This window comes from Clostridia bacterium (assembly GCA_026414765.1).
GTDB lineage: Bacteria > Bacillota > Clostridia > Acetivibrionales > DSM-27016 > SKW86.
Map to the genome: position 1 here is coordinate 16394 of JAOAIJ010000037.1, position 26616 is coordinate 43009.

Here is a 26616-nt window from a genome sequence, read left to right on the forward strand (position 1 = left end):
ATTATTGAGAAATACATTATATTCATTCATATAAAACGTACATACAGTAAATTATAATAATTATTATGAATCCTTATGCTAATGGATCAATAATGTATACGATAAACAATACTAGTGTGCTAGTAAACTAGCGAGAAGTTTTACTGTTTTTTATAAAAAACAGTAAAAAGATAAATGGTTGTAAAGCTTGATTTATCAGGCTTTACTAAATTGTTGGCGAAACAATTGTTAAATATATGTTAACTGATATTGTATTCACTTTAACACTGGTATATAATCTTTTTTGGGTTTATTCGTTAATTAGTTGCAGAACTTACAGGCATAACATAACAAGTATGTCTGTTTAAATAAATAATTGCATTAATGTCTGGATTCAATCAATTTAAAAACGGGGGAAGATAATCAGATGTTTAGAATATCACCAAAAGAAGAGAAATTTTTCGATTTGTTTGTCGAAACAGCGGAGAATGCTTGCAAATCTGCTGTTATGCTGGAAGAGTTAATGAAAAATTATATTGACATCGAAAAAAAGGTAAAAGCTATTGAAGAAACTGAACATGAGTGTGACCAGAGAGTCCACGTCATAATGGAACAGTTGAACAAATCATTTATTACTCCTATTGATAGAGAAGATATATACTTAATAGCAAAAGAGCTTGATAATATCACTGACTCCATAGAGGCTACTGCTCATAGGTTTGTTATGCTAAACGTAAATTCTATTACTGATGAGGCAAAGAAGCTTGCAGAATTGATAGTAGCTTGTACCAAAGAATTAAAAGGTGTAATGGTAGAAGTAAAAAATATGAAGAAGAGCAATAGTCTTCAGAAAAAAATAATAGAAGTAAACAGATTGGAAGACTATGGCGATACTATCTTTAGAAATGCGGTAACTAACCTCTTTAAAAATGAAAAAGATCCTATAGAAGTAATTAAGTGGAAGGAAATGTATGAACTGTTAGAGAGTACATTAGATGCCTGTGAAGATGTTGCAAATATCGTAGAAGGGGTTGTAATGAAACATGCTTAGTGAGGTAACTTTTGTTTTAGTGCTTGTAGTTATTCTTGCACTTGCATTCGACTTTATAAACGGCTTCCATGATACTGCAAACTCTATTGCAACATCAGTATCGACAAGAGTTTTATCTCCGAAACAAGCTATTATTATGGCAGCGGGCTTAAACTTCCTAGGCGCTCTATTAAGTCATAAGGTGGCAAAAACTATTTCGAGCGGCCTTGTAAGTATAGAGAACAATTCAGTTGGCCAATACATAGTAATCGCAACATTAATTGCAGCAATTATATGGGATTTGATTACCTGGTATTTCGGTATTCCAAGCAGTTCATCCCATGCCCTTATAGGTGGACTTTTAGGTGCTTCTATAGCTTATTTCGGGAGCTTTGATATTGTAATATGGAAAGGTGTCTTTAAAAAAGTTGTTGTACCGCTTGTAACATCTCCAGTTATAGGTTTTGTGCTTGGATATTTTATAATGTCCATCCTATTCAGGATACTTAGACCTTTCTCACAGCGTTTTGTAAATAGATGGTTTTCTAAGCTGCAGATATTATCAGCAGCATTTATGTCTCTTGAACATGGAAGAAATGATGCACAGAAATCGATGGGTATTATCACTCTGGCGTTGATTAGTACAAATCTGCTTCCCAAAGGTGCAGATGTACCTACTTGGGTAATGTTAGCATGTGCGGTAGCTATGGCACTGGGTACTTCGGTCGGCGGATGGAAAATAATAAAAACTATGGGTGTAAATATGATCAGACTTCAACCGATAGGCGGATTTGCAGCAGAAACCGGAGCTGCTATAGTGATAGCAACTGCTTCTACAATAGGTGCACCTGTGAGTACTACGCATGTTATTTCAACATCTATAATGGGAGTAGGAGCTTCAAAAAGACTTTCGGCTGTCAGATGGGCATTGGCAAGAAATATTGTTTGGGCCTGGGTGCTTACTATACCGATAACTGCGTTATTAGGAGCATTAATGGCTTTGATTATCAAGTTTTTTGTAGGTTGATTTTACTTTACTAAAAACAAAATACCTGTGCTTTAGTCAAAACTGAAAGATATATTGACTATAGTACAGGTATTTTTATTTAATTAAAGGTAAACTCTTTTATTTATCTGGATGGAATATAAGTAAGTTTGATGCTGGTTAGACTGGGTATATATAATATGATATACTTATTTAAACGGATTTTTATATGGAATATTCTATAAATAGAAAATAGGGAATATTTCCATATAATTGAAAATTTTTATAGATATAATATACTGTTTTTAGAATACGTTAATGTTAATACTATGGGGTCAGGCTGATTTGAAAAAATGAACCCTGTAATATTTCTGGGAGCAGTTATTTAATGCTACCATGAAGTACGGAAGGAGATGAATGGTATGATGATGTGTTCGGTTTGTAAAGAAAACTTTGCAGTAGTATTTATTACAAAAATAATGGATGGAAAGCAGGTTCAGGAAGGGTTATGTCTGACTTGTGCAAAAAAACAGGGTATACAGCCGGTAAACCAACTGATTGAACAAACCGGTATGACAGATGATGATATTGAAAGTTTAAATAAACAGGTTGGAAGCTTGTTTGAAAATATTGATATGGATAGTCTGAACAATGCTAATCCAGGTGCAAATGCTCAGCCTGTAGGGGGAAACCCGTTTTTTAGTTTTATCAACAAAGCCTTTGGAAAGAATGAAAACAATGCTGATACTGCTAGTAATGAACAGAATAGAGAAACGGCCGAAGAAAAGGACGGAAAAGGCCAGGGGAATAATACCAGAACAAAAACTCAGGAAAAGAAAAGCCCCAAGAAAAAGAAGTACCTTGATATGTATGGCACTAATCTTACCGAACAGGCAAAGGAAGAAAAGCTTGACCGTGTTATAGGCAGACACAGGGAAATCGACAGAGTAATCCAGATATTGAACAGGAGAACCAAAAATAATCCTGTACTGATAGGCGAACCTGGTGTGGGAAAAACTGCTATAGCAGAGGGGCTGGCGGTGCGAATTGTTAAAAAGCAGGTTCCTGCAAAGCTATTTAACGCGGAGGTTTACTTGCTGGATCTGACGGGAATAGTGGCGGGAACTCAGTTCAGGGGACAGTTTGAAAGCCGTATGAAAGGTATAATTGATGAAGCAAAGCAGTTTGGGAATATTATACTTGTTATTGATGAACTCCATAATATTATGGGTGCTGGTGAAGCAGAAGGAGCAATGAATGCGGCCAATATTTTAAAACCTGCATTATCCAGAGGGGAAATTCAGATAATTGGGGCAACCACACTTAATGAATACAGGAAACACATTGAAAAGGATACTGCACTGGAAAGAAGGTTTCAACCGGTGCTGGTGGATGAACCTTCCATTGAAGATTCCATCGAAATATTAAAGGGCATTAAGGATTACTACGAGAGCTACCACAGAGTCAAGATTTCAGATGAAGTAATTAAGAATGCAGTTATTCTTTCTGAAAGATATATAACAGACAGATTTCTTCCTGACAAGGCTATAGATGTAATAGACGAAGCAGGATCAAGGGCTAATCTGAAAAATGTCGGACTTGTAGAACTTGAAGCACTTAAAGAAGAACTAAAAAAAGTACAGGAAGAAAAGGAAAGTGCCATTTCTGCCGATTCCATAGAGGATTATCAGAAGGCAGCAGACCTTAAAGTACATGAATGCAAGCTTATACAGAATATTAAAGACATCGAGGATAGAAATAAAGATGTGGAAATAACGATAGATGATATAGCTTACGTAATAGAAGCATGGACTAAGATACCAGTTCAGAGAATAACCGAGGTAGAAACGGAAAAGCTTTTGAACCTTGAAGAAAGACTGCATAAAAGAGTGATTGGGCAGGATGATGCAGTAAAAAGTGTTGCAAAAGCAATAAGACGAAATCGGGCTGGGTTCAGTAAAAAGAAAAGGCCGTCATCATTTATATTTATCGGACCTACGGGTGTAGGAAAGACGGAATTAGTCAGGGCATTGGCTTTGGAGCTCTTTGAGAGTGAGGAAGCGCTTATAAGACTTGATATGTCTGAGTATATGGAAAAACATACAGTATCAAAGCTTATAGGCTCCCCCCCGGGATATGTCGGATATGATGATGGCGGGCAGCTTACAGAGAAAATAAGGAGAAAGCCGTACTCGGTCATTCTTATGGATGAAATGGAAAAAGCACATCCTGATGTATTTAATATGCTATTGCAAATATTGGAGGATGGCAGGCTTACTGATAGCCATGGAAGAACTGTGAATTTTGAAAATACGGTTATCATAATGACTTCAAATGCAGGAACTACCTTGAAATCTAATGGTATCGGGTTTGCAAACGATGGCTATAGTGCACTGAAAAATAAGATTACTGAAGTGATGAAAGAAACATTCAGACCTGAATTCCTTAATAGGATTGATGAAATAATCATATTCTCAGAACTGAAAAAGGATGAGCTAAGACAGATTATTGATCTGATGTTGAAAGAGGTTATTGATGAAGTTATTGCGAAGAATATGAAAATCAGTATATCTGAGGGTGTGAAGGAGTATATTCTGGAAAAGGGTTACGATGTAAAATATGGGGCACGTCCTTTGAGAAGAACGATACAGAGGTATATAGAGGATGAATTGACGGATTTATTCCTGAAGGGTGTATATAAGGAAGGAAGTAATATTACTGTTGAATGTGAAAACGGAATGATAGTTTTTAGTTGATTATAGTAAAACAATTATCTACATTAATAAAATGCGAAAAAGTGCACTAATGCTAGTATTAGTGCACTTTTTCTATTTATATGCAAATTGCAATAGACATTATCTTCTTTAAAACAATCTCAAAACGGTATAATATTACAAATTTATTATAAATTTCATAAACGTATTGACAATTATCCATGCTGTATATAAAATATGGATAAGACAAATACTTACAAATGTGGTTCATGTTACTATTAACATTGTTTTATCAGTAAGGAGTGATGGTAATAAGAATAAATTAATTTTATTTTTATAGGTTGGATTCTTAACTTAATATAAAGATATAAAAAACAAGTATATAGTGTAGTAAAGTAGGGTTTCCAATAGTTTTACAATATGCTTGATTTATGTATATGTTAGAAATAAACCTTTTTGTAATTTTATTTTATTTTTTTAGCGTATGAATATGTAATCTTTATTATGAATTTCCATTCTATGTAAATCTTTTATTGTATTTCTGTTTCTATTTTCCATTTTATCAGATTTTTCTTTTGTTTAGCTTTTACTTATATTTTTGTTTATGTTTTTTACTTTTGCTGTAAAATCTTTTCTAAGGGTTTACGTTTTTTTTGGCTTAAAGCTGCTCTATTTCGCTATTCTTATTCCTTTATTATTTTTGTGACTCATAAAAAATAATTTCCAACTGCTCTAATCCAGTTCAACTAAATAATTAATATCATTTATCACTTTTGTAAACTAATCTGGCGTGAATGTATTAGGTAGAATAAGCAGGCTTGTTATTGCAATTGGTGGTAAATATTGCTGTATGCCGGACCGGTATTTGTCTATTTGTGTTAATTATCGGACATGAAAAGGCAGCCAGGCAAGTGCATAACAAAAATGTAAGACAGAAAGGAGACGATACTAATGAACTATTCTTAATATGTAATAAATCTGTAAGAAAATATATGTAATTAAAGTGAAAATTTGGAGGTATGTATATGAGAAGTAAGTTAATAAAAAGTACTTTTACGCTTTTATTGGTATTGGCATTCTGTTTCAGCCTGTTTGGGTCCACATCTTTGGTTTTTGCTGCAAATGTGAATTACACGATAACCTATACCAATACAAGTGCAACAACAGTTTACGCTCACTGGGGCATCAACGGCTTTACCGGTGTACAGGATACATTAATGACAAACAAAGGCTCGGGTAAGTTTGAAGTTACAGTCAGTGTTCCCGATGGAGCCACACTTGATTATTGTTTCCACATTACTGCCCCAAGTGATTATTGGGACAATAATAGCAGCAATAATTGGCACGTAGTCGTTACATCACAGCCTCCTGCTGGATTAACAGTGCATTTCAAGAGACCATCAAGCTGGGGAACAAGCATAAAAATTCACTACTGGAACATGGTGCCAAGCGGTACCCAGACTACATGGCCCGGTACGGCAATGACATCTGAAGGAAGTGACTGGTATAAATTTACTATTCCCGGTGTAACAAGTGCAAGTATGATTTTTAACGACGGTAGTGGGCATCAGACCGCTGATCTGTCCAGAAGTAATACGGAAGGCTGGTACTACACTGACAATGCATGGTATAACTCAAATCCTGAAACTACTCCTCCAAATCCTTCAGCAGACCCTGACAGCTTGAGAATCTACCAGGTTATGGTTGAGTCCTTCCAGGATGGGGATTCCACAAGGGATTACAATACAGGCTATGGACCAAGCGCTCATAAAGGAGATCTGAAAGGTATAAAGAATGCTCTTCCATATATAAAAAGCCTTGGGGTCAATGCAATATGGATGACACCTATATTTAACTCGAACGGCAGCTCTGCGCTTGATGCAACAGGTTATTTCGCACAGAATTATTTTGAGATCGACCCCAAATTCGGAAGTCTACAGGATGCAAAAGATCTGGTAAATGCAGCTCATGGTCTTGGAATGTATGTGTTCCTTGATGGAGTATTCGGGCATCATAAAAACGTATCCATACCGCCTTCTCCAAGCGGATACTACCCTAGCGGCGGTAGTGATCCTGTCTCTTACCCCGGAAGCCTGAACTTCTATAGGGAGGTTGCTACATGGTGGATTGACCAGCTGGAGATAGACGGATGGAGACTTGACCAGGCTTATCAGGTTCCGGTCCAATACTGGAAGGAAATCCGCGAAGCTGTAGAAGCAAAGTGTCTTGCAAGGAAAAATGCTGGAAAACAGTGGGGAACTTTAGGATATATGGTTGGCGAAATATGGAAGGGTGAAACAGATATTCAGAATCAAGGCTACAATAGCGATTCTGCTCCCGGTCTGCACTCCTGCTTTGACTTTCCACTGAGATATAAACTGGTATCAACCCTGGCAACCAAGGAAAGCATCAATGAATCCGGTGCAAAAGGACAGCCTGCTTCCAGCCTGAGAGACGGGTACAATACCCATAACGTATATGCTTCCCACGCTCACCCCAACCTGATGCTTACCAATCACGACTTGGTAAGATTTGGAGACCTGATTCAGAGGGCAGGTTATGGTGGAAAGGAAAATGCCGATTACTGGAGAAGACATAAAGCTGCTTTCAGTTTTATGGCAGCTTTTACAGGGCCTATTACGATTTATTATGGTGATGAAATAGGTGATGAGGTACCGAATTTTGTATACCAGGGCGATCTAGGCTATTATGATGACCATGTATCCAGGTCAACAGGACAGACTTCTGGTTTTAATACAAACCAGACAGATCTTAAAAACTATGTAACTTCTCTGATGAACTTAAGGAGCCAGCATCCTGCTATGTGGGATGGTGCAAGGACAAACTTAAGGGCTGACAGTACAATTTATGTTGACTTCAAATCTGCAACAAATGACAAGGTAGTATATGTCCTGAATACAGGCTCAGCTACTTCTAGCGTATCTATCTCACAATCCCAGGTAGGAGGTACATCACTTAAAAATGCACTTACAGGTGCTGTAATTAATGCTTCCGGCGGTAGTTATACTGTTTCTGTAGAAAAGCTGAGTGGAATGTTCTTACTGGTTCAGTAGTACATAAGACTTGCAAAATCTTGAAAGGCGGATACAGGCAGCATATATTGATACGCTGCCTGTATCAAAATAAATATTTGATATTTATATGAAAAATACAATATTATCAGAAAGGATTAAGATATGTCTAAAAATAATTTTTCCAAAAGAGCTTTGTCTATATTAGTAGCTCTGGTATTCTGCTTCAGTCTCATCGGTTCGACATCCGTAGTTTTTGCTGCCGATGTAAGCTATACTTTGGTATATACAAACTCAACTGCCACAACAGTATATGCCCACTGGGGCTATAACGGCTGGAACGGAGTACAGGATACACTGATGACCAACAAAGGCGGGGGTGTGTTTGAAGCTACAGTAAGCGTGCCGGACGGAGCTACGCTTAACTATTGCTATCATGTCACAGCTCCAACAGATTATTGGGATAATAACGGCGGCAGCAACTGGAGCCTGGTTGTTAGCAGCACAGGGCTTACAGTACATTTCAAGAAACCTTCCACATGGTCGTCACGTATAAAAATCCACTACTGGAACCTGGTACCAACAGCTACACAGACTACCTGGCCCGGTTTGGATATGTCATCTGAAGGAAATGGCTGGTATAAATATACCATTCCAAATGCAACAAGTGCCAGTGTGATTTTTAACGACAATAATGGGAAGCAGACTGCAAACTTGTCCAGAAGCACTGCCGAGGGTTGGTATTATACCGATAATGCCTGGTATAACTCAAATCCTGAAGCCACCATTCCGGTGATTAGTGCTACACCTGAACCAAAGGCATATGCAGCGGCTCAAACTGTCAGACTGAGCAGCTCGAACACAACTGATAAAATTTACTATACAACCGATAATACAACCCCTACGACTTCTTCTACCTTATACACAGCTCCTATTACTGTTTCCACTTCTACGGTTATTAAAGCAATTGGCGTAAATACTTCGGGACAATCAGGAAGTGTCCATATCTTCTCATATACAATCGATCCCAATATCGATACTGAGCCGCCTGCCATAGTTTCAAGTCTGCCGGTAGGACAATCGGATACGGCAGTCAGTGTCACTTTTACAATAAGTGATAACAAGCCTGCAACAACTACGGCTTATTATACCAAAGACGGTTCAGATCCTACAGTAGCTTCACCTGTTTATGTTTCAGGCAATGCTTCGTCCGGATTGACAGGTCCTGCAATAACTATATCACAGTCTACCACACTGAAGTTCCTGGTAATAGATGGAGCGGGTAATCAGACTCCTCAGAGTTTCTATTATAATATAGGACCTGTTACAAAAGGTGATTTTAGGGAAGATACTATATACTTTGTAATGACCTCACGTTTTTATGACGGTGACACCAGTAACAATACACACTGCTGGGATGATACAAAAGCTGGAAACCCGGATTCTGACCCTGCCTGGAGAGGGGACTTCAAAGGGTTGATTCAAAAGTTGGACTATATAAAAGCACTTGGATTCAGTGCAATATGGATAACCCCTATCGTTCAAAATGCTAGCGGCTATGATTACCATGGGTATCATGCTATCAACTTCAAAAAGGTAGACCCGAGGTATGAATCGGCTGATGCAAAATACCAGGATCTGATAAATGCAGCCCATGCAAAGGGTATGAAAGTAATTCAGGATATCGTATTAAATCATACGGGAAATTTCGGTGAGGAAAATCTTTTCCCAATGTTTAAGAAAGATCCTACCAAGCCTGATGTTTCTGCGAATATGATAAAAATAACTGATAAACTTCCTGCAAACTATGATTCTTTGACTCCCAGCCAGCAATATGATGCAAGGATAAACATAATGAAAAATCTGCCTGCAAACAACAACATATATCATACTGAAAAAAGCCTTTCATGGGAGTCATATACAGTCCAGACAGGTCAGATAGCGGGGGATTGTGTTGATTTGAATACGGAAGAACCTAATACTATTCAGTACCTAATCGATGCCTATAACCAGTATATTGACATGGGAGTAGATTCTTTCCGTGTAGATACTTTAAAACATATTAGCCGTTATGATATGAACAGGTTTTTTGTACCGGCCTTCAAGCAAAGGGGCGGGTCAAACTTCTTTATCTTCGGGGAGGTCTGTACAAGATATAGAGATGTGTGGAACAGCGGAATTCCTGCCATCTCAGCGCCATTCTATACATGGAAGGAATCAAAAACATATCCGGGTGACAGTGTGTACAGTTACGATGCAAACAAGCTTTCGGTAGAGCAAAACTGGGCTGATAATGTATCAACTGCAGGACAACCCGAATCAAGCAATGCTTTCCTCTCAGGCAACAACTATCACACAGTTGACTACTCCAAGTTCTCTATGGGCGTAATAGACTTTCCGATGCATTGGGCATTCAAAACCGCTCAGGAAGCCTTTAACATGAAATATGGCGATAAATATTACAACGATGCAACCTGGAATGTCACCTATGTGGATTCGCATGACTATGCTCCTGATGGAGCTCCTGAAAACCAGAGATTTGCAGGAACACAGGATACCTGGGCTGAAAACCTGTCACTTATGTTTACATTCCGTGGGATTCCATGCATTTACTACGGATCTGAAATCGAGTTTATGAAGGGTGCGCCTATAGATGTTGGACCAAACGCACCTTTGAGTACAACAGGAAGAGCGTATTTCGGAAGTAAAATAGAAGGAAGTGTTCAGGTACAGGATTATGGGAAATATACAAACGCTACAGGCGAAATGGCAAATACGCTGAATCATCCTTTAGCTCAGCACATCCGCAGGTTAAACCTTATCAGGAGAAGCGTACCTGCATTGCAAAAAGGTCAATATTCAACTGAAAATATTTCAGGAAGTATGGCATTCAAGAGAAGATATACCGATACAACAAAAGGTATTGACAGCTTTGTGCTTGTTACAGTCTCAGGAGATGCAACCTTTAACAGTATTCCGAATGGTACATATAAAGATGCCATAACCGGTGACACCAAGACGGTGACCAATGGTACATTGACAGCATCTTGCTCCGGAAAAGGAAATGCCAGAGTTTATGTCCTGAACGGTACAGGAAAAATCGGTGATACAGGAACATATTTGAAGTAATACAAATTGTGTAAATAATTAACCATCTTATTTCCCTAGGCTATAAAAGGGGTCAGTTCTTACAAAAGAACTGACCCCTTTTAACTTATACTCTTCAGTGCATAAAATTTTTTTATTGTATTGACTACGGTGTATACCATATGTAAAATGTAATTGAGTAAAATTATGGTAAATATGTTATAAGATATAAAATATACCGTTTTTACTATATTTGTACGGAATTTGCTGAAAAAAAGCAGAAGCATATTTCAGGATCAGATCTTCGAAAACTTAATGCATAGTAATATTAATTTAAGTTTTCGTTTTTATTCCCTGCTATCGATTTTGTTATTCTTGTTTTGAATATCATTTGAATTGTCTTATGACAATAAATATCTTATCATCCATAAAACCCGGGACCGTTTTGGTTATTGTTAAAGACCCTATAAAAAGGCATCTTGGCAAATGTTCTAAATAAACCAAAGGCAGAAAGGTGGTAACGTAAATGGATTATTCTTAATTTGTAGAACAAGCTGTAAAAATTATTAAGTCAAAGTGAATTATTTGGAGGTATGCCATATGAGAAATAAGTTAGTTAAAAGTACTTTTGCATTTTTGCTGATGTTGGTATTCTGCTTTAGTCTGTTTGGGTCAACATCGTTAGTATTGGCTGCTGATGTAGAATATACAATAACCTATACCAATACCAGTGCAACTACAGTTGTTGCTCACTGGGGTATAAATGGCTGGAACAGTGTACAGGATGTTCAGATGACAAGCAAGGGCGGGGGTGAATTCGAACTAAAGGTCAGTGTGCCTAACGGTACTACTCTAAATTATTGTTTCCACATTACAGCACCAACAGATTTCTGGGATAATAATGGAGGACGCGACTGGAGTGTACTTGTCGGAACTCCGGTTCCGGCAGGCATAACTGTACATTTTAAGAGACCATCCACCTGGGGAACGGACATCAAAATATACTACTGGAATATGTTACCGAGCGGTGAGCAAATTGCATGGCCGGGTGAGGCAATGGAATCCGAAGGTGAGGACTGGTATAAATTTACTATTCCGGCTGTAATAAGTGCCAATATAATTTTCAATGATGGGAACGGACACCAAACTCCGGATTTATTCAGCAATACTACTGAGAGTTGGTACTATACCGATAATCTCTGGTATGATTCAAATCCTGACAATAATCTTCCACCACCTCCAAGCTTTAATGATCCGGACAATCTAATAACTTATCAGATAATGGTTGAAGCATTCCAGGATGGGGACCATGCAAAAAATTACAATACAGGTTATGGACCAAGTGCTCACAGAGGTGACCTGAAAGGTGTAAAAAATGCCCTTCCGTATATAAAGAGCTTGGGTGTCAATGCTATATGGATGACACCGATATTTAACTCAAACGGCAACTCTGCACTTGACGCAACGGGCTATTTCACTCAGAACTACTTTGAGATTGATCCGAAATTCGGAAGCATGAGGGATGCTAAAGAGCTTGTAAGAGAAGCACACAGGCTTGGAATGTATGTTTTTCTCGACGGAGTATTCGGACATCATAAAAATGTGCCAATACCGGCTTCTCCAAGCGGGTATTACCCTACAGGAGGAAATGATCCGGTATCTTATCCCGGAAGCCTTGACTTTTATAAGGAGGTTGCTACCTGGTGGATTGATAAGCTGGAAATAGACGGCTGGAGACTTGACCAGGCTTATCAGGTTCCTATCGAATATTGGAAGGAGATCCGTGAAGCAGTAGAAGCCAAATGCCAGGAAAGGAAAAATGAAGGAAAGCAGTGGGGTACCTTAGGCTACATGGTAGGAGAGATTTGGAGGAGTGAAAAAGAAATTCAGAGCCAAGGCTACGGCAAGAATACTGATCCCGGTCTGCACTCCTGCTTTGACTTTCCTTTGAGGTACAGACTAGTATCGACCCTGGCCACAAAGGAAAAAGTAAATGAAGACAAAGCAAAAGGACAGCCAGCTTCATTCCTGAATGAAGGGTATAACACTCATAAGGTGTATTCTTCTCATGCACACCCTAATCTGATGCTTACCAACCACGATTTGGTCAGGTTTGGAGATTTGATCCAGAGGGCTGGCTACGGCGGCAAGGAAAACCCCGACTACTGGAACAGGCACAAGGCTGCCTTTAGCTTTATGGCAGCTTACACAGGCCCCATTACAATCTATTACGGAGATGAAATAGGTGATGAAGTACCGAATTTTGTATTTGAGCGTGATTCTGGCTATTACGATGATCATGCATCCAGATCGGCAGGCCAGATATCTGGATTTGACTCAAATCAGACCGATCTTAAGAACTATGTGACCTCTTTAATGAAACTGAGAAAAGAGCACCCTGCTTTATATGACGGCAAAAGGAAAAATTTAAGGGCTGACAATACAATATATGTGGATTTCAAATCAGCCGATAATGACAAGGTAGTGTATGTCTTGAACACAGGATCATCTACTTCTACTATATCTATTCCGCAAGAGCAGGTAGGAGGCACATCGCTTAAAAATGCAATTACAGGTGATATCATCAATGCTTCTGACGGTAATTACACTGTTTCGGTAGATAAACTGAATGGAATGTTCCTGCTGGTTCAGTAGTTTATAAGCTGTAAGAAAATTTTATTAAGATGCCGTGGGGCAGTACTTAAAATAAAGGACTGCCCCACGGCATTTATGCAGGCAATTGAATTATAAACTCTGTTCCTTTGCCCGGATTGCTGTTAACTCTAATATCACCGTTATAAAGATTCACAATATGCTTTACTATTGATAGGCCAAGACCTGTTCCACCCATGTTTCTGGATCTTCCCTTATCAACCCGGTAAAATCTTTCAAAAATTCTGGGTATATGCTCCTGCGCGATGCCTATACCCGTATCGCTTACTATAATTACTACTTTTCCTTCGGATCTGTAGCTTTTTACGTTGACAGCACCGTTTTCACTATTATACTTTATTGCGTTATCGATAAGGTTTATGAGCATTTGCTTGATACGGTCCTTATTGGCAATTATTGTAATGTTGCTGTCGATTTCGTCTGTGACAGTTATGCCTTTCTTTTCTGCAACTCCCTGGAGTATTGAAAGTACTTCTTCTACAATGGATTTTAAATTGTGCTTTTCTATGTTTGAGTCCTTTTGGCGGTTTTCTATTTCAGAAAGCTGCAAGATATCATTTATGAGCATATACAGTCTTTCAGCTTCTATATCAATAATTTCCAGGAATTTCTCCGATACGTCAGCATTGTTTATAGCGCCGCTTCTGAGTGTCTCGACAAAACCGCGTATTGATGTCAATGGTGTCTTCAGTTCATGTGTTACATTTGAAACAAATTCAGTTCTGATCTGCTCCAGTTTTTTGATATTTGTTATGTCCTGTATGAAGATAATACCTCCTGATATTTCATGTAGTCCGGAGTATTCTGAATCCTTTGGTTTTATCGGATTTGTATATACTCTTAAGACCTTATCTTCAGGTGGTCCGATTATTACTTCATTAATAAGGGATGTATTCTGTTCTACGGCTTTTTTGACATACGCATTTATCTGATTGTTGCGCACCAGCTCCAGAATATTATGGCCTAATACTTCTGCTTCATTTTTTACATTGAACATTTCCCGGGCCATATCATTTATGAGGATAATTCTATATTTGGTATCTACAGCTACTATCCCGTTTATCATACTATTCATTATTGAATCGAATTTTACATTTTTATCAATAAGATTATCGACGGTTTCTTCCAGTTTAGCGGCCATATCGTTAAAAGTCTTGGAAAGAAGTCCGAACTCATCTTTTGTCGCAATATTTACACGCTTTGTATAGTTTCCCTTCGATATCTCATTGGATATGGCTATCAATTCATTAATAGGCTTGATTGCAGATGATGAGAATTTTAGAGCAAGTAATGTTGTAAGCAATAAAGCTGCGAGAATACCAATAATAGTATAATACCAGATTATTTTATCTATGTTTTTCAACATCATCAGAGGTACGGACACCCTGACTATGATCTGGTATTCTTTGATAGGCATGGCTATATAAAGGTAATCAACGTCCAGCGTTTTGCTGTGACGTATATCCTTACCAGTTTTTCCCTTGACAGCTTGTTGGATTTCCAGACGGTTAAGGTGGTTTTCCATCGTATGGTAATCGTCTTCGGATTCACCTAATACATTGCCCTTGAAATCAATGAATGTAATTCTTGAATGAATTGCTTCTGAAGAATAAGCTGCATCCGGGTTGATAAGCAGACCTGCATACTTGTTTGCAATACGGTTATAGTCCAGATCATCTTTTTCCGATATATATTCCGAGACCCTGTCTTTGATCAGCGATGCGGTATCTATCAGTTTGTTTTCTACTTCCTGCTTGTAGAATTTTTGTGTCAGTTCCGAGATAAAAAAGCCTGTAACTGATATACCTATTATTATAAGAATAATATAGTACAGGAAAATCTTTCTTTTCATGATTGTTTCTGACCACCTTTTGTCATAGTATGCAAGCCAACACGCCGCATCAGATGAGTCAATTACTTGTGTTTTGACCCCTTGTCATTGAATCTGTATCCTATACCCCTTACTGTTTCAATGTATACGGGATTATTGTCGTCATCCTCAATCTTTTGCCGCAAATACCTTATATGGACATCTACAGTTCTGGTTTCCCCATAGTAATCAAAACCCCAGACTTTTTCAAGAAGCAAATCCCTTGATAGAACCTTACCTTTATTTATGACAAGCATTTTCAACAGTTCAAACTCCTTTAGAGGCAGTTCCAGAAGGTTACCTGCTTTATAGACTTCTCTCCGTACACAGTCTATGCTGATATCGCCATGCTTTATAAGCTCTGTTTCTTCAGGAGAAGGATTATTGACACGTCTGAACAGGGCCTTGACACGGGCAACAAGTTCTCTTACACTGAACGGCTTGGTTATGTAATCATCTGCTCCGAGTTCCAATCCCAATACCTTGTCAAACTCTTCACTTTTTGCGGTTAACATTATTATAGGGATGTTTTTTGTACGTATATTCTGTCTAAGCTGTCTACATACCTCAAGGCCGTCTATCCCGGGAAGCATGATATCCAATATGAATAAATCGGGAACGGCAGATTTACACTCATTAAGGAGACTTTCACCGCTGTCGAATGTCAGTACCTTATACCCGTTGGTTTCAAGGTTATATTTGATTAATTGCTGTATGTGGCTTTCATCCTCAACAGCAAATATTAATTCTTTTGACATAATGTCCTCCTTTTAGCCGGAAAGGTCAGAAGTACTGTATATTTCTCTGTATATAATCCAGTACCTTACCTTAAAATTCTGTCGAAACTTAACTTCATGTCAAATCTTTTTTTATATCTTTAACGGAACTGTTCTGGTGAGTCAAATGATCATGTTCTCCTGTAACGTTAAACACAACCCACTCACCGATATTTGTAGCGTGATCAGCCATTCTTTCCAGGTATTTTGCTATAAGCATGAAGTCGATTGCCTGTTCTATAGTATCAGGATCATTTTTCATAAGATTTATCAACTCAAGTGTTATCTTGGAAAAAAGATTATCAACGTCATCATCGCTGTTGCATACTGCCTGTGCAAGTTCTATATCCTGCCTGATATATGCATCAATTGATCTGTTGACCATTTTTTTTGCCAGTTCAGCCATTCTGGGTATATCAATAAGAGGTTTTATATATTTAACATTTGCCATTCTGATTGTAATTTCGGCTATATCAGCAGAATGGTCTGCGATCCTTTCCATATCCGTAATTATCTTCAGAGCCGTGCTTATAGTCCTTAAATCCTTTGCAAGAGGCTGTTGTCGTGCTATAAGATTCAGGCAGATTCTTTCTATTTTTTGTTCCATATCATCTATTATATCATCATCTTCAAATATCTTTTTTGCCAGTTCTAAATCCTGCTTCTTTAATGCATGTATAGTTTTTTCTATGGATTCTTCAACAAGGCTCCCCATTTTTATAATCTGCAGATGAAGCTCTTCAAGCTCTCTATCAAAAAAGTGTCTTGTAACCATAATAATCCACTCCATTTTATATAATTTCTGTTGCCAATAGTGACTGCAATCTGTTTAAAATATTCGTTTGGAATAATTCATTACTAACTATCCGAAACGACCTGTTATATAGTCTTCCGTTCGTTTATCCGCGGGTATACTGAATATTTTTTCGGTATGATCATATTCAATAATCTCTCCATGAAGGAAAAAAGCAGTTTTATCGGATATTCGCCCTGCCTGCTGCATATTATGCGTAACTATGACTATAGTATAGTTTTCCTTTAATTCATCTATTAAATCCTCAATTTTGAGGGTAGATATCGGGTCCAGTGCAGATGTGGGTTCATCCATAAGGACTACTTCAGGCTCGACAGCTAGAACTCTGGCTATGCACAATCTCTGCTGCTGTCCTCCTGACAATCCAAGTGCGTTTTGTCTTAATCTGTCCTTGACTTCATCCCATAGTGCAGCGTTAACTAAGCTTTTCTCTACGATTTCATCAAGCTTTGCCTTGGATTTTATTCCATGTATCCTGGGTCCATATGCAACATTATCATAAACAGACATGGGGAAGGGGTTTGGCTTCTGAAAAACCATACCCACCTTTTTCCTCAGTTCAACTATATCATATTCCTGATATACATTCAAACCGTCAAAGAATACATCTCCTGTTATTTTTACGTTAGCTATCAGATCATTCATTCTGTTCAGGGTTTTTAAAAATGTAGACTTACCGCATCCTGATGGACCTATGAGCGCTGTTACCTTTTTTTCCTCAATATTGATACTTATATTCTTTAAAGCCTGGGATTCTCCATAAAAGAGGTTAAGGCCATTGGTGTATAGCTTGAATTCATTATTTTTCACAAAATCAACCCTTCTTTGTTAAGATTAGCAGGAGCTGCTACCTTATTATTATTGACAGCAGTAATCCTATTATTGCGTGGATTAAGACAAGTTTAGCAATTGTAAATTAATGCCCGGTTAAATATCTGTTAACTTTGGGTTAACTGCCCATTGTAGCTTTCCTTATATTATGTGCTATTCTGCCTGCCAGAAAATTAATAAATGCAACGACGACTACCAATACTGCAGCGGTTGCGAAAGCCTGCTCAAAGGATAATCCTTCCTTAGCAAGCTGGTACAGATGGACAGAAAGAGTCCTTCCTGATTTCATCAAGTTTGACGGGATATTCGGTGCATAGCCGAAAGTCAAATATACTGCAGCAGTTTCACCTACTATACGACCTATACTAAGGATGACAGCCGTCAATATTCCGGATATGGCACAGGGTAAAATAACCTTTACAATGGTAGTCAGCTTCGTTGCTCCAAGAGCAAGACTACCTTCCTTGTAAGATACCGGAACAGCTTTCAGAGCCTCCTCTGTAGTTCTTATGATAGTGGGGAGAACCATAATACTTAGAGTGAGGGCTCCTGATAAAAGTGAAAACCTGAAATGCAGTATTACTACAAAGAATATGTAACCGAAGAGTCCATAAATGATTGATGGTATACCGGCAAGTGTTTCAGTGGCAAAACGTATGATATTCAAAACCTTACCGGGCTTTGAGTATTCAACCAGATAAATGGCTGCGCATATGCCGATAGGTGTTGAAATCACAATAGTGAGAGATACAAGGTAAAGGGTGCTGATAATCATGGGAAATACTCCATGCAAGTCTTTTCCAGGCTTGTAGACCGTGCTAATGAAATCCCAGTTTATTTGTGTTATCCCTTTTGAAATGATATAAATAAGAATCCAAGCCAGAATACCTATAGTAAAGAAAGAAAACATCCATATAAGAACCTTTAGAGTATTATCCAGAATTTTTGTTTTTTTCATCTTATTCACCGGCCTTCTTGTAAATTATAAGATTTAGAATTATATTCAATATCATAATAAAAACAAACAGTATAACACCTGTAGCAAAAAGTGCTTCTTGATGAAGCCCCTGTGCATAACCCATTTCAAGTGCTATATTTGACGTCAGTGTACGCACACGGTCTGTCACGGCATGTGGAATCATGGGGGTGTTACCGGTAATAAGAATTACTGCCATGGTTTCTCCTATGGCTCTGCCGGTACCTAATACTATGGCAGTAAGGATTCCTGATTTTGCAGCAGGAAGAATGACTCTGAAGATAGTTTGTATATGGGTAGCTCCGAGAGCCAGAGAACCTTCTTTATACGAATTCGGTACTGCACGCATGGAAGTCTCTGAAATACTGACAATCGTGGGAAGAATCATAATGGATAGTATTATGATACCTGCCAATAAGCTGTTTCCTTCTCCACCTATATATTGTCTTATCAAAGGGACAATAACAATCAGGCCAAAAAAACCATATACTATTGAAGGGATTCCCGCAAGAAGCTCTATTGCAGGCCTGAATACTCTGACCATCCATTTGGGGGCTATTTCTGCAAGAAAGATTGCGGTGAATAAACCGATTATTACTCCGAATATAACTGCTCCCAGGGTAGCTAAAATTGATGCTACAATGAATGGAAATATACCATACTCACCGGCAGAAGGCATCCATGTGGTGCCTGAAATGAATTTCCATACGCCGATTTTGAAAATAGCAGGGGACCCTTTTACAAAAATATAAATTGCTATTATTAATACTGATAGAATTGCAACACAAGCACACAATAAAAAAATATTCTCAACGATTTTTTCTAGTGTTTTTTTGAACCTTTTGTTCTTTCTACCTGTAAGTCCGGATTTTTCTTTAGCTTCAGACCTGCTGGAGAAAGAAGTGGTATTATTAAATGATGCCATTCATTTGCACCTCCGAAGATTTTGTCCTGCATGGATATTTTGAGATGATCAATTGATAAATCACACATCAGATGAAAAAAACAGGTAAGGATTTTTACGCAGCATTAGACTTTGCATTATTCTGCAAAGTCTAATATGTGGATTTTTTATTGCTTTTAAAAATATTCCTTATTTAACTTTTATATACTTGTGTTCAGCAACTACTTCCTGACCTTTTTCTCCCAGGATATAGTCGATGAATGCTTTTACTTCAGGCTTCATATCACCCTTTGTAAGCATAAGGAAAGGTCTTGATATTGCATAGGTTTTACTTTTTATGTTTTCTATGGTAGCTTCAATACCATCAATCTTGACTGTCTTTATTGTTTTATCTACTGAACCCAGAGATATATATCCTATAGCGTTATCCTTGCTTGCTATATTAGCAAGTACGGCACCTGAACCGTCAGCAATCAGGGCATCTGCTTTTACCAGGGAAATTGTCTTGTCGCCTTCTTTCTTTTCAAGTTTCAGAATTTCTTCAAAGGCTCCTCTTGTACCAGATCCTGCTTCACGGCTTACAACAAGGATTTCCTTGTCAGCTCCGCCTACTTCCTTCCAGTTCTTAATCTCACCTTTGAATATTTTTGCAACCTGGTCTTTTGTCAGGTCTGATACTGCATTAGCAGGATTAACAGCTACAGCTATACCATCAAGTGCTATAACATGCTCTGTAAGTCCCCAACCTTTTTCTTCCTCTTTAAGGTCACGGGAAGAAGTTCCTATATCGCTTGTTCCGTCGTTTGCTGACTTAACGCCTGAAGTTGAACCGCCACCTTGTACATCAATAGTCACACCTGACTCTATATCGCCGAAAGCGTCCGCCAGGGCTTGTGCTATGGGTTGAACCGAAGTTGAACCTACTATTGTAATGCTGCCTTCCAGTTTCTTTCCGCCGGAATCTCCTGCCGGTTTAGTTGCTGCCGGATCATTTGTGTTTTCTTTTTGGCCACATCCTGTGAAAACAAGTGAAAATGCGAAAACCATGACTAACATTAGAGTGAGTGATTTAGTAATTGTTGACCTTCTCATGAATTAATTCCTCCTACAAATCATTAAGTAAAGTTTTTAATAACGTTTTGTCCTTGCAGATTTATATTAGTTTTCTCAAATTAATTAGTCATTAAGCAATTGTTAAGGGAAAGTAAATTTTAAAATCTTTCCAGTTTCAGAATCAGGTTAATAGGAACGTGCAGTAAATTAACCCTAACTTAATATTGTCTTAACAGTAACGTTAATATAATCATAGTAGATATTATGTTGACAATACATAATATGGAAGAATCAGACACAGCTATAACGTAAAAAAAATGGAGTGATTAGTATGAAACATTTAAAAAAGAAACCTATTTTCATTTCTTCGCTAAAAACGCAGCTCGTTACAGTACTTATTATCATGTCTATAGTCCCTATGGTCTCTGCCGGTATTTTTACATACTTAAGCACAAAGGAAAATATGGGCGTGGAAAAAAGAAATACGCTGAAAGCTTACTCAAGGGTGATCCTGGAGAGTATAGAAAGCAAAATGGAGGTTGCAGACAACTCTCTTAGGGGGATGGCCAATAATGCAGACCTTATTTCCACACTTACAGATTTTAATTTATTTTCTAAGACTGATAACACCATAAGATACTATTCCATACAGATGGCCTTAAGCGGAGTTGTGAAAAACTCTCAGAAGCTTTATAGCACCGTATTAGTTTATGATATTAACGGTAAGGCTGTAATGTATGGCTCAAAGCAGAGTGAAAGTAAGATAGGAACTGATTTCTATTCTCCTGAGGCATTTGAATATTTAAAAAGGCATAATACTTTCTTGATAGGTAATCCGATAACTGAAGGAGAGAAGGGGAAGATTCTTATTCCCGTCTCAAGACCCATAAGCAGTGCAAAGGGTTTTATAGGGGTAATTACTATAATGTTTGATCATAAAGAACTGACAGAAGGTTATGATAAATTCAATTTCGCTGCTACCGGAGCAGTATTGGTTATAAATAAGGATAACAGGATACTATTTCATAATGATAGTAAACTGATTAACAGTCAGAATAAATCAGTGGATCTAAAAAATATTTTAAAGGAAGAAACCGAAAGTGCATTTAGAACTTATAATTTTGCTGGTAAGGAGAATATGCTTTTTTTTCAAAAATCAGGCAGGACAGGCTGGCTGATATGTACGCAGGTGCAAAACAGCGAATTTTATAAATCCGTAAACGATTTTAAAAGCTTTATCATTATAGTGATACTGTTGCTCATAGTTCTGGCAACAGTAATATCACTGGTGTTTTCGAGCTATATTTCCAGACCTGTTACAAAACTGACTGCAATGATGAAAAGCATTTCGACAGGAGATTTAAGAGTGGCAGCTGATTTTAAAACTACAGTAAGAGAAATGGAAGAATTGAAGCAAGGTTTTGCAAGTATGATAGAAAACCTGAAGAGACTCATAAAAGACATTGTTGATGCTTCAGGCTATATAGGTGGAACCACAGCATACATGACAGCTGCGTCACAGAATTCTCTTGAGCATGCCGGGGATACACTGAATGCAGTAATAGATATCACTGGATGCATACAGGAACAGGCGGCGGGTACTGAAGTAGCTGCAAAAAATGTGGAAGAGCTTGCAGAGAAAATTGGTATTTCCATAAGGCTGTCAAACGAAGCCGGTGAAAGCTCAAAAAGGGTTAATGATGCTGCAGAAAATGGGTTGAAGCTTGTAGACATTCTAAGGATAAAATCTGATGAAAATATCAGGAATACTCAGATGGTAGATAATGTAATACAACTCCTAAGTGAAGAAATTACGGAGATAAACAAGATTGCAAAAACCATAACCAATATAGCAAAACAGACAAATCTCCTGGCACTCAATGCTTCGATTGAAGCTGCGAGAGCCGGTGATGCAGGAAAAGGTTTTTCAGTGGTTGCAGGAGAGATACAGTTGCTATCAGAACAAACCAAAAGCGAGGCAGGAGAAATTAACAAGCTCATATTCAGTATACAAAAGAAATCAGAAGAGCTTGTAACTACTATGAAAGATGCAAACAATGCGGCAGACAAGCAGAACGAGGCTGTCCTGGATACACAGGCTGCGTTTGGTTCAATCTACAAGTCTATCAAAGAAGTCATTGCAAAAACTGTAAAAATATCAAAGCATCTTGACGAAATGAGTATACAGAAAACCGGCATAGTAGGACTGGTCAGAAACTTAAACGAAATTGCTGAGGAAATTGCAGCAAGCTCGGAGAGTGTACAGCAATTTACTGAAAATCAGATCAAAATAGTGAAAGATGTTCACAGTTATGCTGATAATCTGAATGAATTAGTAGACAGACTTCAAAAATCGATAAAGCATTTTAGCCTTTAAGCTGAGTTGTATAGATAAATACAGCAAAAGGAATCACTGTATGTATGTAAATCATATTATGTAACAGAAGCTGAATTAGCGGTGATTATATGACATGGTATCACAAAGCCTCAAATATTGCCTCATATAACAGGGAAAAGGCTGTAGAATATGCTCATAAATGGGCATATACGCGTAATAGCTCATATCTGGACTTTGAAAAGCTTGGGGGTGATTGCACTAATTTCGCTTCTCAGGTTATTTTTGCCGGGAGCGGTGTAATGAACTTTACTCCCGTTCATGGGTGGTATTATATAAATTCACGGAAAAGGACGGCTTCATGGACAGGTGTAAATTTTCTCCATAATTTTCTGATTAATAACAGAGGCGCAGGACCTTTCGGTGAGGTTGTTGACGTAAAGGATGTTGAACCCGGTGATATAGCTCAATTATCTTTTAACAGTGACGGTATGTTCAACCATACGCCGATAATAGTGAAAGCCGGAACTCCCCCGGCTCTGGATAATTTATTGATAGCAGCACACACGTATGACAGGGATAATTATGAAATAACAAACTATAATTGGGTTCATATAAGGTTTATTCATATCATAGGAGTGAGAGCTTCTGGTTGATAGTTTACAGTAAGATAACAATAACCTCATACTGTTTTAATAATACTTTTATAGAATCAGAGCGATACTGGTGGAGGTGATAAAATGTCCTCAATAACTGCTATTATTAAGAAAAATGATGTTATTGTTTTCTTTCTGCTAAACAGGAAAATGCATTGTCGTATACTGAATGTGTTGATGAAAGCTGTCACACAATTGGGATCTGCAGGCTTTGTTGTGAGCCTGGCAACAGTTTGTTTGCTGTATGATCTTGCATATTATTCACGTATTGGTGCACTCGTTGTACTAAACCTGATTGTCAGTCAGGTAATAATACAACTTGTTAAGCGTATAGCAAACAGGCCCAGACCATATAAAACATTTGATTGGGTAATTGCTGTCAAACCGCCGGAGTGTAAATACTCTTTCCCTTCAGGGCATACAAGTGCTGCATTTTCATTAGCTTTTGTACTTACTTATACAATTCCGGCTTTTTCGCTTATATTCATTTTTCCCGCTGTCTTAGTAGGAATCTCGCGGATATACCTTGGCTGCCATTTCCCGACAGATGTGATTATAGGATTTTTGATTTCATATATTACCTTTATATGCATATTACAAATAATGCCTTTATCCTAAAATTTACCTTAAATTTACTTTGTATTAATACCGGGTTAATCTGAATGAGAAATAATTCCATTGTTTATATCTGTAATCCCTGGAGGGAGAAACATTGCGCTCTGTTTTGTTAATAAATGAAAATACGGAAAGTCTGTATCTGTTAAAGAGCTTTTTAAGAAAAGAAGGTTATAAGGTATATAGTTCACACCGGATTATGGAAGGTTTTTTCAAAGCCCAGTATAAGTTACCTGATTTAATCATGGTAAATCTGGACAATACGGACAGCAGTAAGTACAACTTTATAAGAAAAGTGAGATCGGATGTCAAACTTGCTGATACTTTTATAGTTGTGATTTCTTCAAAAAAAGATGAACTCAGTAAAGTGATAGCATTTGAATTGGGATGTGATGATTATGTAACCGAGCCATTGTGCTATAATGAGGTTCTTGCAAGGATAAAAGCTTTATTGAGATATTCCAAAAAGGCCATATCGTTTCCATCTTAGTAAGGAAATGATATGGCCTTTTTTCTTCATTATTCTATGCTTTTGATGCAACACTTTCGCCGCTTAATGAAAGTACTTCTTCAAGATTAAGCATTATGACAAGTTTGTCACCCATTTTTGCGACACCGCTGATATATTTTCTGTTCATAGCCGATATTGCCTGTGGGGTATTTTCGATGTTTTCTTCCTCTATGTGGGTAATCTCATTGACTTCATCAACAATAAAGCCTACTGTTACTGAATTGAAATTTACTATTACGATTTTTGTGTTTTCATCAAAATCTCTGTTAGGAAGCTCAAATCTCTTTCTAAGGTTAAATACCGTGTACACCTTACCACGGAGACTCATAAGTCCTTCTACATATTCAGGCGTATTAGGCACTTTTACGATCTCCTTTGTGGGAACAATAGAATCAATATGGGTTATTTCAACACCGTAATTATCCCCGTTTAATTTGAAAATCAGTAACTGACGATTTGACATAAATAGTTACCCCCTAACTAGAGTAGTGTCATATGAAAATAAAACGATTTATACATAATTATAGCAGTTTTAAACGAAAACGGCAACCTATAGAGGTAATTTAACATAAAATTATAATGTTATAATATTTTAACAGTCTACCATCCTGAAATCTCCTTAAGTCTTTCAACTATCGGGAGGTGCTGAGTACATTTGCCCTCACATATCTTGCAATCCACACATGACTTGCTGCTGTCGGTAGTCATACTCCAATGCCATTTTATCCAGTTAAGCCCGTCCTCGACTCCTCCAAGCATTTTCTGATTATAAGCAATCATGAATTTTGAAATCTCGATTTCCTGCGGGCAGTGTTCGCAGTATCTACATCCGGTACAAAGCTTGTCCATAGAGGCGAATAGTTTTTCCTGTATTTCCTTCAGTTTGTTTTCTGAGAATTCCAGAATTCTATTTCCTATATTTGTATTTTCAATAACTTCCTGAATAGACCCCATCCCTGCTAGTACAGTAGTTATCTCTTTATGGGAAGCGTTAAAACGCAGGGCTGCCTCTGTTACAGTTTTATCATCCTCATCTCTTATAAAATCAAAATATTCTGACTTTTGGGGTATAAGGCCTCCACTTAAGGGATTCATGGTTGCCACACCCAAGCCGTGTTTGTAAGCGGCTTTTAAACCCTGCTGCCTGTAAGGTGAATTCAGAATGTTATATCCGAGTGTAACGCCCTCAAAAGCCCCATCTTTTACAATCTGTTCTATTTCATCTCCATTACAGTGGGTAGAAAACACTATATGCTCAATAAGACCTTCCTCTTTTGCCTTCAGTGCTGCCTCATAAGCCCCGTTTTTAGCCATCCTGCTTTTATAGTCATCCAGTGTGAGTATACACCAGATATGAAAGAAGTTGATCCTGGAAAGTCCTAGTCTCTTGAGAGAGGTTTCAAGCTGGGCACGGAGCTTGTCTCCGTCTTTTTCACCGCTCTTGGTAGATACGTAGTACTGTCCCGGCATATTTGCGAAAGCCTGCCCGAATATAAGCTCACTATTGTCATCATTATAATATGGAGCCGTATCAAAATAGTTTATTCCAAGTTCGTTTGCTTTTCTTACTACTTCTGCACACCTGTCATAATCGTACGAATCCCCATCCTTTATAAATCTCATACCGCCAAAACCTATAGCAGAAATCTTTTTACCTGTTTTACCATATTCCTTATATAGCATGACTGCACCCCCATAGCTTTGATAAATGCTGCATAGTATTAGTTATTCCAGTTTGTTAGAGTAAACTCTGAGCCAATAGCTGGATCATATCC

The 26616-nt window shown here is 37.9% G+C and carries 19 protein-coding genes; 10 read left to right on the top strand and 9 right to left on the bottom strand.

What is annotated here, in order from left to right; all coding sequences use genetic code 11:
* The first annotated feature begins 406 nt into the window (after positions 1-406).
* The 6 genes from N3I35_13620 (at position 407) to N3I35_13645 (ending at position 13482) form a co-directional block, all read left to right on the top strand.
* Positions 407-1030 carry a DUF47 family protein gene (locus tag N3I35_13620; protein ID MCX8131123.1) on the top strand — a complete coding sequence of 208 codons (624 nt, stop codon included), beginning with the start codon at positions 407-409 and terminating at the stop codon, positions 1028-1030.
* Positions 1023-2036: an inorganic phosphate transporter gene (locus N3I35_13625; GenBank protein ID MCX8131124.1), complete on the top strand. Its 1014-nt coding sequence runs from the start codon at positions 1023-1025 to the stop codon at positions 2034-2036. The genes N3I35_13620 and N3I35_13625 overlap by 8 nt, the downstream gene beginning before the upstream one ends.
* Before the next feature lie 380 nt (positions 2037-2416).
* A complete protein-coding gene (locus tag N3I35_13630; protein ID MCX8131125.1) occupies positions 2417-4750 on the top strand; it encodes an ATP-dependent Clp protease ATP-binding subunit in 2334 nt (777 codons plus the stop codon).
* A gap of 983 nt (positions 4751-5733) precedes the next feature.
* Positions 5734-7782: an alpha-amylase family glycosyl hydrolase gene (locus N3I35_13635; protein MCX8131126.1), complete on the top strand. Its 2049-nt coding sequence runs from the start codon at positions 5734-5736 to the stop codon at positions 7780-7782.
* A 123-nt stretch (positions 7783-7905) separates the two neighbouring features.
* The gene (locus tag N3I35_13640) at positions 7906-10869 is read left to right on the top strand and encodes an alpha-amylase family glycosyl hydrolase (GenBank protein ID MCX8131127.1); all 2964 of its coding nucleotides are present in this window, start codon (positions 7906-7908) and stop codon (positions 10867-10869) included.
* Positions 10870-11427: 558 nt separating this feature from the next.
* Complete coding sequence (locus tag N3I35_13645; GenBank protein ID MCX8131128.1) at positions 11428-13482, top strand: alpha-amylase family glycosyl hydrolase; 2055 nt, start codon at positions 11428-11430, stop codon at positions 13480-13482.
* 73 nt (positions 13483-13555) lie between these two features.
* On the opposite strand, the gene N3I35_13650 is transcribed toward N3I35_13645, so the two are convergent.
* From N3I35_13650 to N3I35_13680, 7 genes are all read right to left on the bottom strand, one after another.
* Complete coding sequence (locus tag N3I35_13650; protein ID MCX8131129.1) at positions 13556-15352, bottom strand: ATP-binding protein; 1797 nt, start codon at positions 15350-15352, stop codon at positions 13556-13558.
* A gap of 62 nt (positions 15353-15414) precedes the next feature.
* A complete protein-coding gene (locus N3I35_13655) occupies positions 15415-16128 on the bottom strand; it encodes a response regulator transcription factor (protein MCX8131130.1) in 714 nt (237 codons plus the stop codon).
* Between the two features lie 94 nt (positions 16129-16222).
* Positions 16223-16921 carry a phosphate signaling complex protein PhoU gene (phoU, locus tag N3I35_13660; protein ID MCX8131131.1) on the bottom strand — a complete coding sequence of 233 codons (699 nt, stop codon included), beginning with the start codon at positions 16919-16921 and terminating at the stop codon, positions 16223-16225.
* 87 nt (positions 16922-17008) lie between these two features.
* Positions 17009-17770, bottom strand: a complete 762-nt coding sequence (gene pstB, locus N3I35_13665; GenBank protein ID MCX8131132.1) for a phosphate ABC transporter ATP-binding protein PstB — start codon at positions 17768-17770, stop codon at positions 17009-17011.
* Positions 17771-17909: 139 nt separating this feature from the next.
* Positions 17910-18749 carry a phosphate ABC transporter permease PstA gene (gene pstA / locus N3I35_13670; GenBank protein ID MCX8131133.1) on the bottom strand — a complete coding sequence of 280 codons (840 nt, stop codon included), beginning with the start codon at positions 18747-18749 and terminating at the stop codon, positions 17910-17912.
* Between the two features lies 1 nt (position 18750).
* On the bottom strand, positions 18751-19692 hold the full coding sequence (pstC, locus tag N3I35_13675; protein ID MCX8131134.1) for a phosphate ABC transporter permease subunit PstC: 942 nt from the start codon (positions 19690-19692) through the stop codon (positions 18751-18753).
* Positions 19693-19860: 168 nt separating this feature from the next.
* The gene (locus N3I35_13680; GenBank protein ID MCX8131135.1) at positions 19861-20763 is read right to left on the bottom strand and encodes a phosphate ABC transporter substrate-binding protein; all 903 of its coding nucleotides are present in this window, start codon (positions 20761-20763) and stop codon (positions 19861-19863) included.
* 292 nt (positions 20764-21055) lie between these two features.
* Between N3I35_13680 and N3I35_13685 the strand changes: the two genes are divergently transcribed.
* The 4 genes from N3I35_13685 to N3I35_13700 all read left to right on the top strand — a co-directional run bounded on the left by N3I35_13685 (position 21056) and on the right by N3I35_13700 (position 24820).
* Positions 21056-23101 (top strand): methyl-accepting chemotaxis protein, encoded by a 2046-nt coding sequence (locus N3I35_13685; protein MCX8131136.1) that lies wholly within the window; start codon positions 21056-21058, stop codon positions 23099-23101.
* Positions 23102-23190: 89 nt separating this feature from the next.
* Positions 23191-23715: an amidase domain-containing protein gene (locus tag N3I35_13690; protein MCX8131137.1), complete on the top strand. Its 525-nt coding sequence runs from the start codon at positions 23191-23193 to the stop codon at positions 23713-23715.
* Between the two features lie 84 nt (positions 23716-23799).
* Positions 23800-24333 carry a phosphatase PAP2 family protein gene (locus N3I35_13695; GenBank protein MCX8131138.1) on the top strand — a complete coding sequence of 178 codons (534 nt, stop codon included), beginning with the start codon at positions 23800-23802 and terminating at the stop codon, positions 24331-24333.
* Between the two features lie 94 nt (positions 24334-24427).
* Positions 24428-24820, top strand: a complete 393-nt coding sequence (locus N3I35_13700; GenBank protein MCX8131139.1) for a hypothetical protein — start codon at positions 24428-24430, stop codon at positions 24818-24820.
* A gap of 34 nt (positions 24821-24854) precedes the next feature.
* Here the strand turns inward: N3I35_13700 and N3I35_13705 are convergent, their stop codons facing one another.
* Together N3I35_13705 and N3I35_13710 are read right to left on the bottom strand one after the other, a co-directional pair.
* Positions 24855-25304 (bottom strand): chemotaxis protein CheW, encoded by a 450-nt coding sequence (locus tag N3I35_13705; GenBank protein MCX8131140.1) that lies wholly within the window; start codon positions 25302-25304, stop codon positions 24855-24857.
* Between the two features lie 137 nt (positions 25305-25441).
* Positions 25442-26524, bottom strand: a complete 1083-nt coding sequence (locus tag N3I35_13710; GenBank protein MCX8131141.1) for an aldo/keto reductase — start codon at positions 26522-26524, stop codon at positions 25442-25444.
* Positions 26525-26616 lie beyond the last annotated feature (92 nt).

Coding starts and splice junctions, on each gene's coding strand:
- N3I35_13620 (MCX8131123.1), top strand. CDS start 407: ATGTTTAGAATATCACCAAAAGAAGAGAAATTTTTCGATTTGTTTGTC.
- N3I35_13625 (MCX8131124.1), top strand. CDS start 1,023: ATGCTTAGTGAGGTAACTTTTGTTTTAGTGCTTGTAGTTATTCTTGCA.
- N3I35_13630 (MCX8131125.1), top strand. CDS start 2,417: ATGATGATGTGTTCGGTTTGTAAAGAAAACTTTGCAGTAGTATTTATT.
- N3I35_13635 (MCX8131126.1), top strand. CDS start 5,734: ATGAGAAGTAAGTTAATAAAAAGTACTTTTACGCTTTTATTGGTATTG.
- N3I35_13640 (MCX8131127.1), top strand. CDS start 7,906: ATGTCTAAAAATAATTTTTCCAAAAGAGCTTTGTCTATATTAGTAGCT.
- N3I35_13645 (MCX8131128.1), top strand. CDS start 11,428: ATGAGAAATAAGTTAGTTAAAAGTACTTTTGCATTTTTGCTGATGTTG.
- N3I35_13650 (MCX8131129.1), bottom strand. CDS start 15,352: ATGAAAAGAAAGATTTTCCTGTACTATATTATTCTTATAATAATAGGT.
- N3I35_13655 (MCX8131130.1), bottom strand. CDS start 16,128: ATGTCAAAAGAATTAATATTTGCTGTTGAGGATGAAAGCCACATACAG.
- phoU (MCX8131131.1), bottom strand. CDS start 16,921: ATGGTTACAAGACACTTTTTTGATAGAGAGCTTGAAGAGCTTCATCTG.
- pstA (MCX8131133.1), bottom strand. CDS start 18,749: ATGAAAAAAACAAAAATTCTGGATAATACTCTAAAGGTTCTTATATGG.
- pstC (MCX8131134.1), bottom strand. CDS start 19,692: ATGGCATCATTTAATAATACCACTTCTTTCTCCAGCAGGTCTGAAGCT.
- N3I35_13680 (MCX8131135.1), bottom strand. CDS start 20,763: ATGAGAAGGTCAACAATTACTAAATCACTCACTCTAATGTTAGTCATG.
- N3I35_13685 (MCX8131136.1), top strand. CDS start 21,056: ATGAAACATTTAAAAAAGAAACCTATTTTCATTTCTTCGCTAAAAACG.
- N3I35_13690 (MCX8131137.1), top strand. CDS start 23,191: ATGACATGGTATCACAAAGCCTCAAATATTGCCTCATATAACAGGGAA.
- N3I35_13695 (MCX8131138.1), top strand. CDS start 23,800: ATGTCCTCAATAACTGCTATTATTAAGAAAAATGATGTTATTGTTTTC.
- N3I35_13705 (MCX8131140.1), bottom strand. CDS start 25,304: ATGTCAAATCGTCAGTTACTGATTTTCAAATTAAACGGGGATAATTAC.
- N3I35_13710 (MCX8131141.1), bottom strand. CDS start 26,524: ATGCTATATAAGGAATATGGTAAAACAGGTAAAAAGATTTCTGCTATA.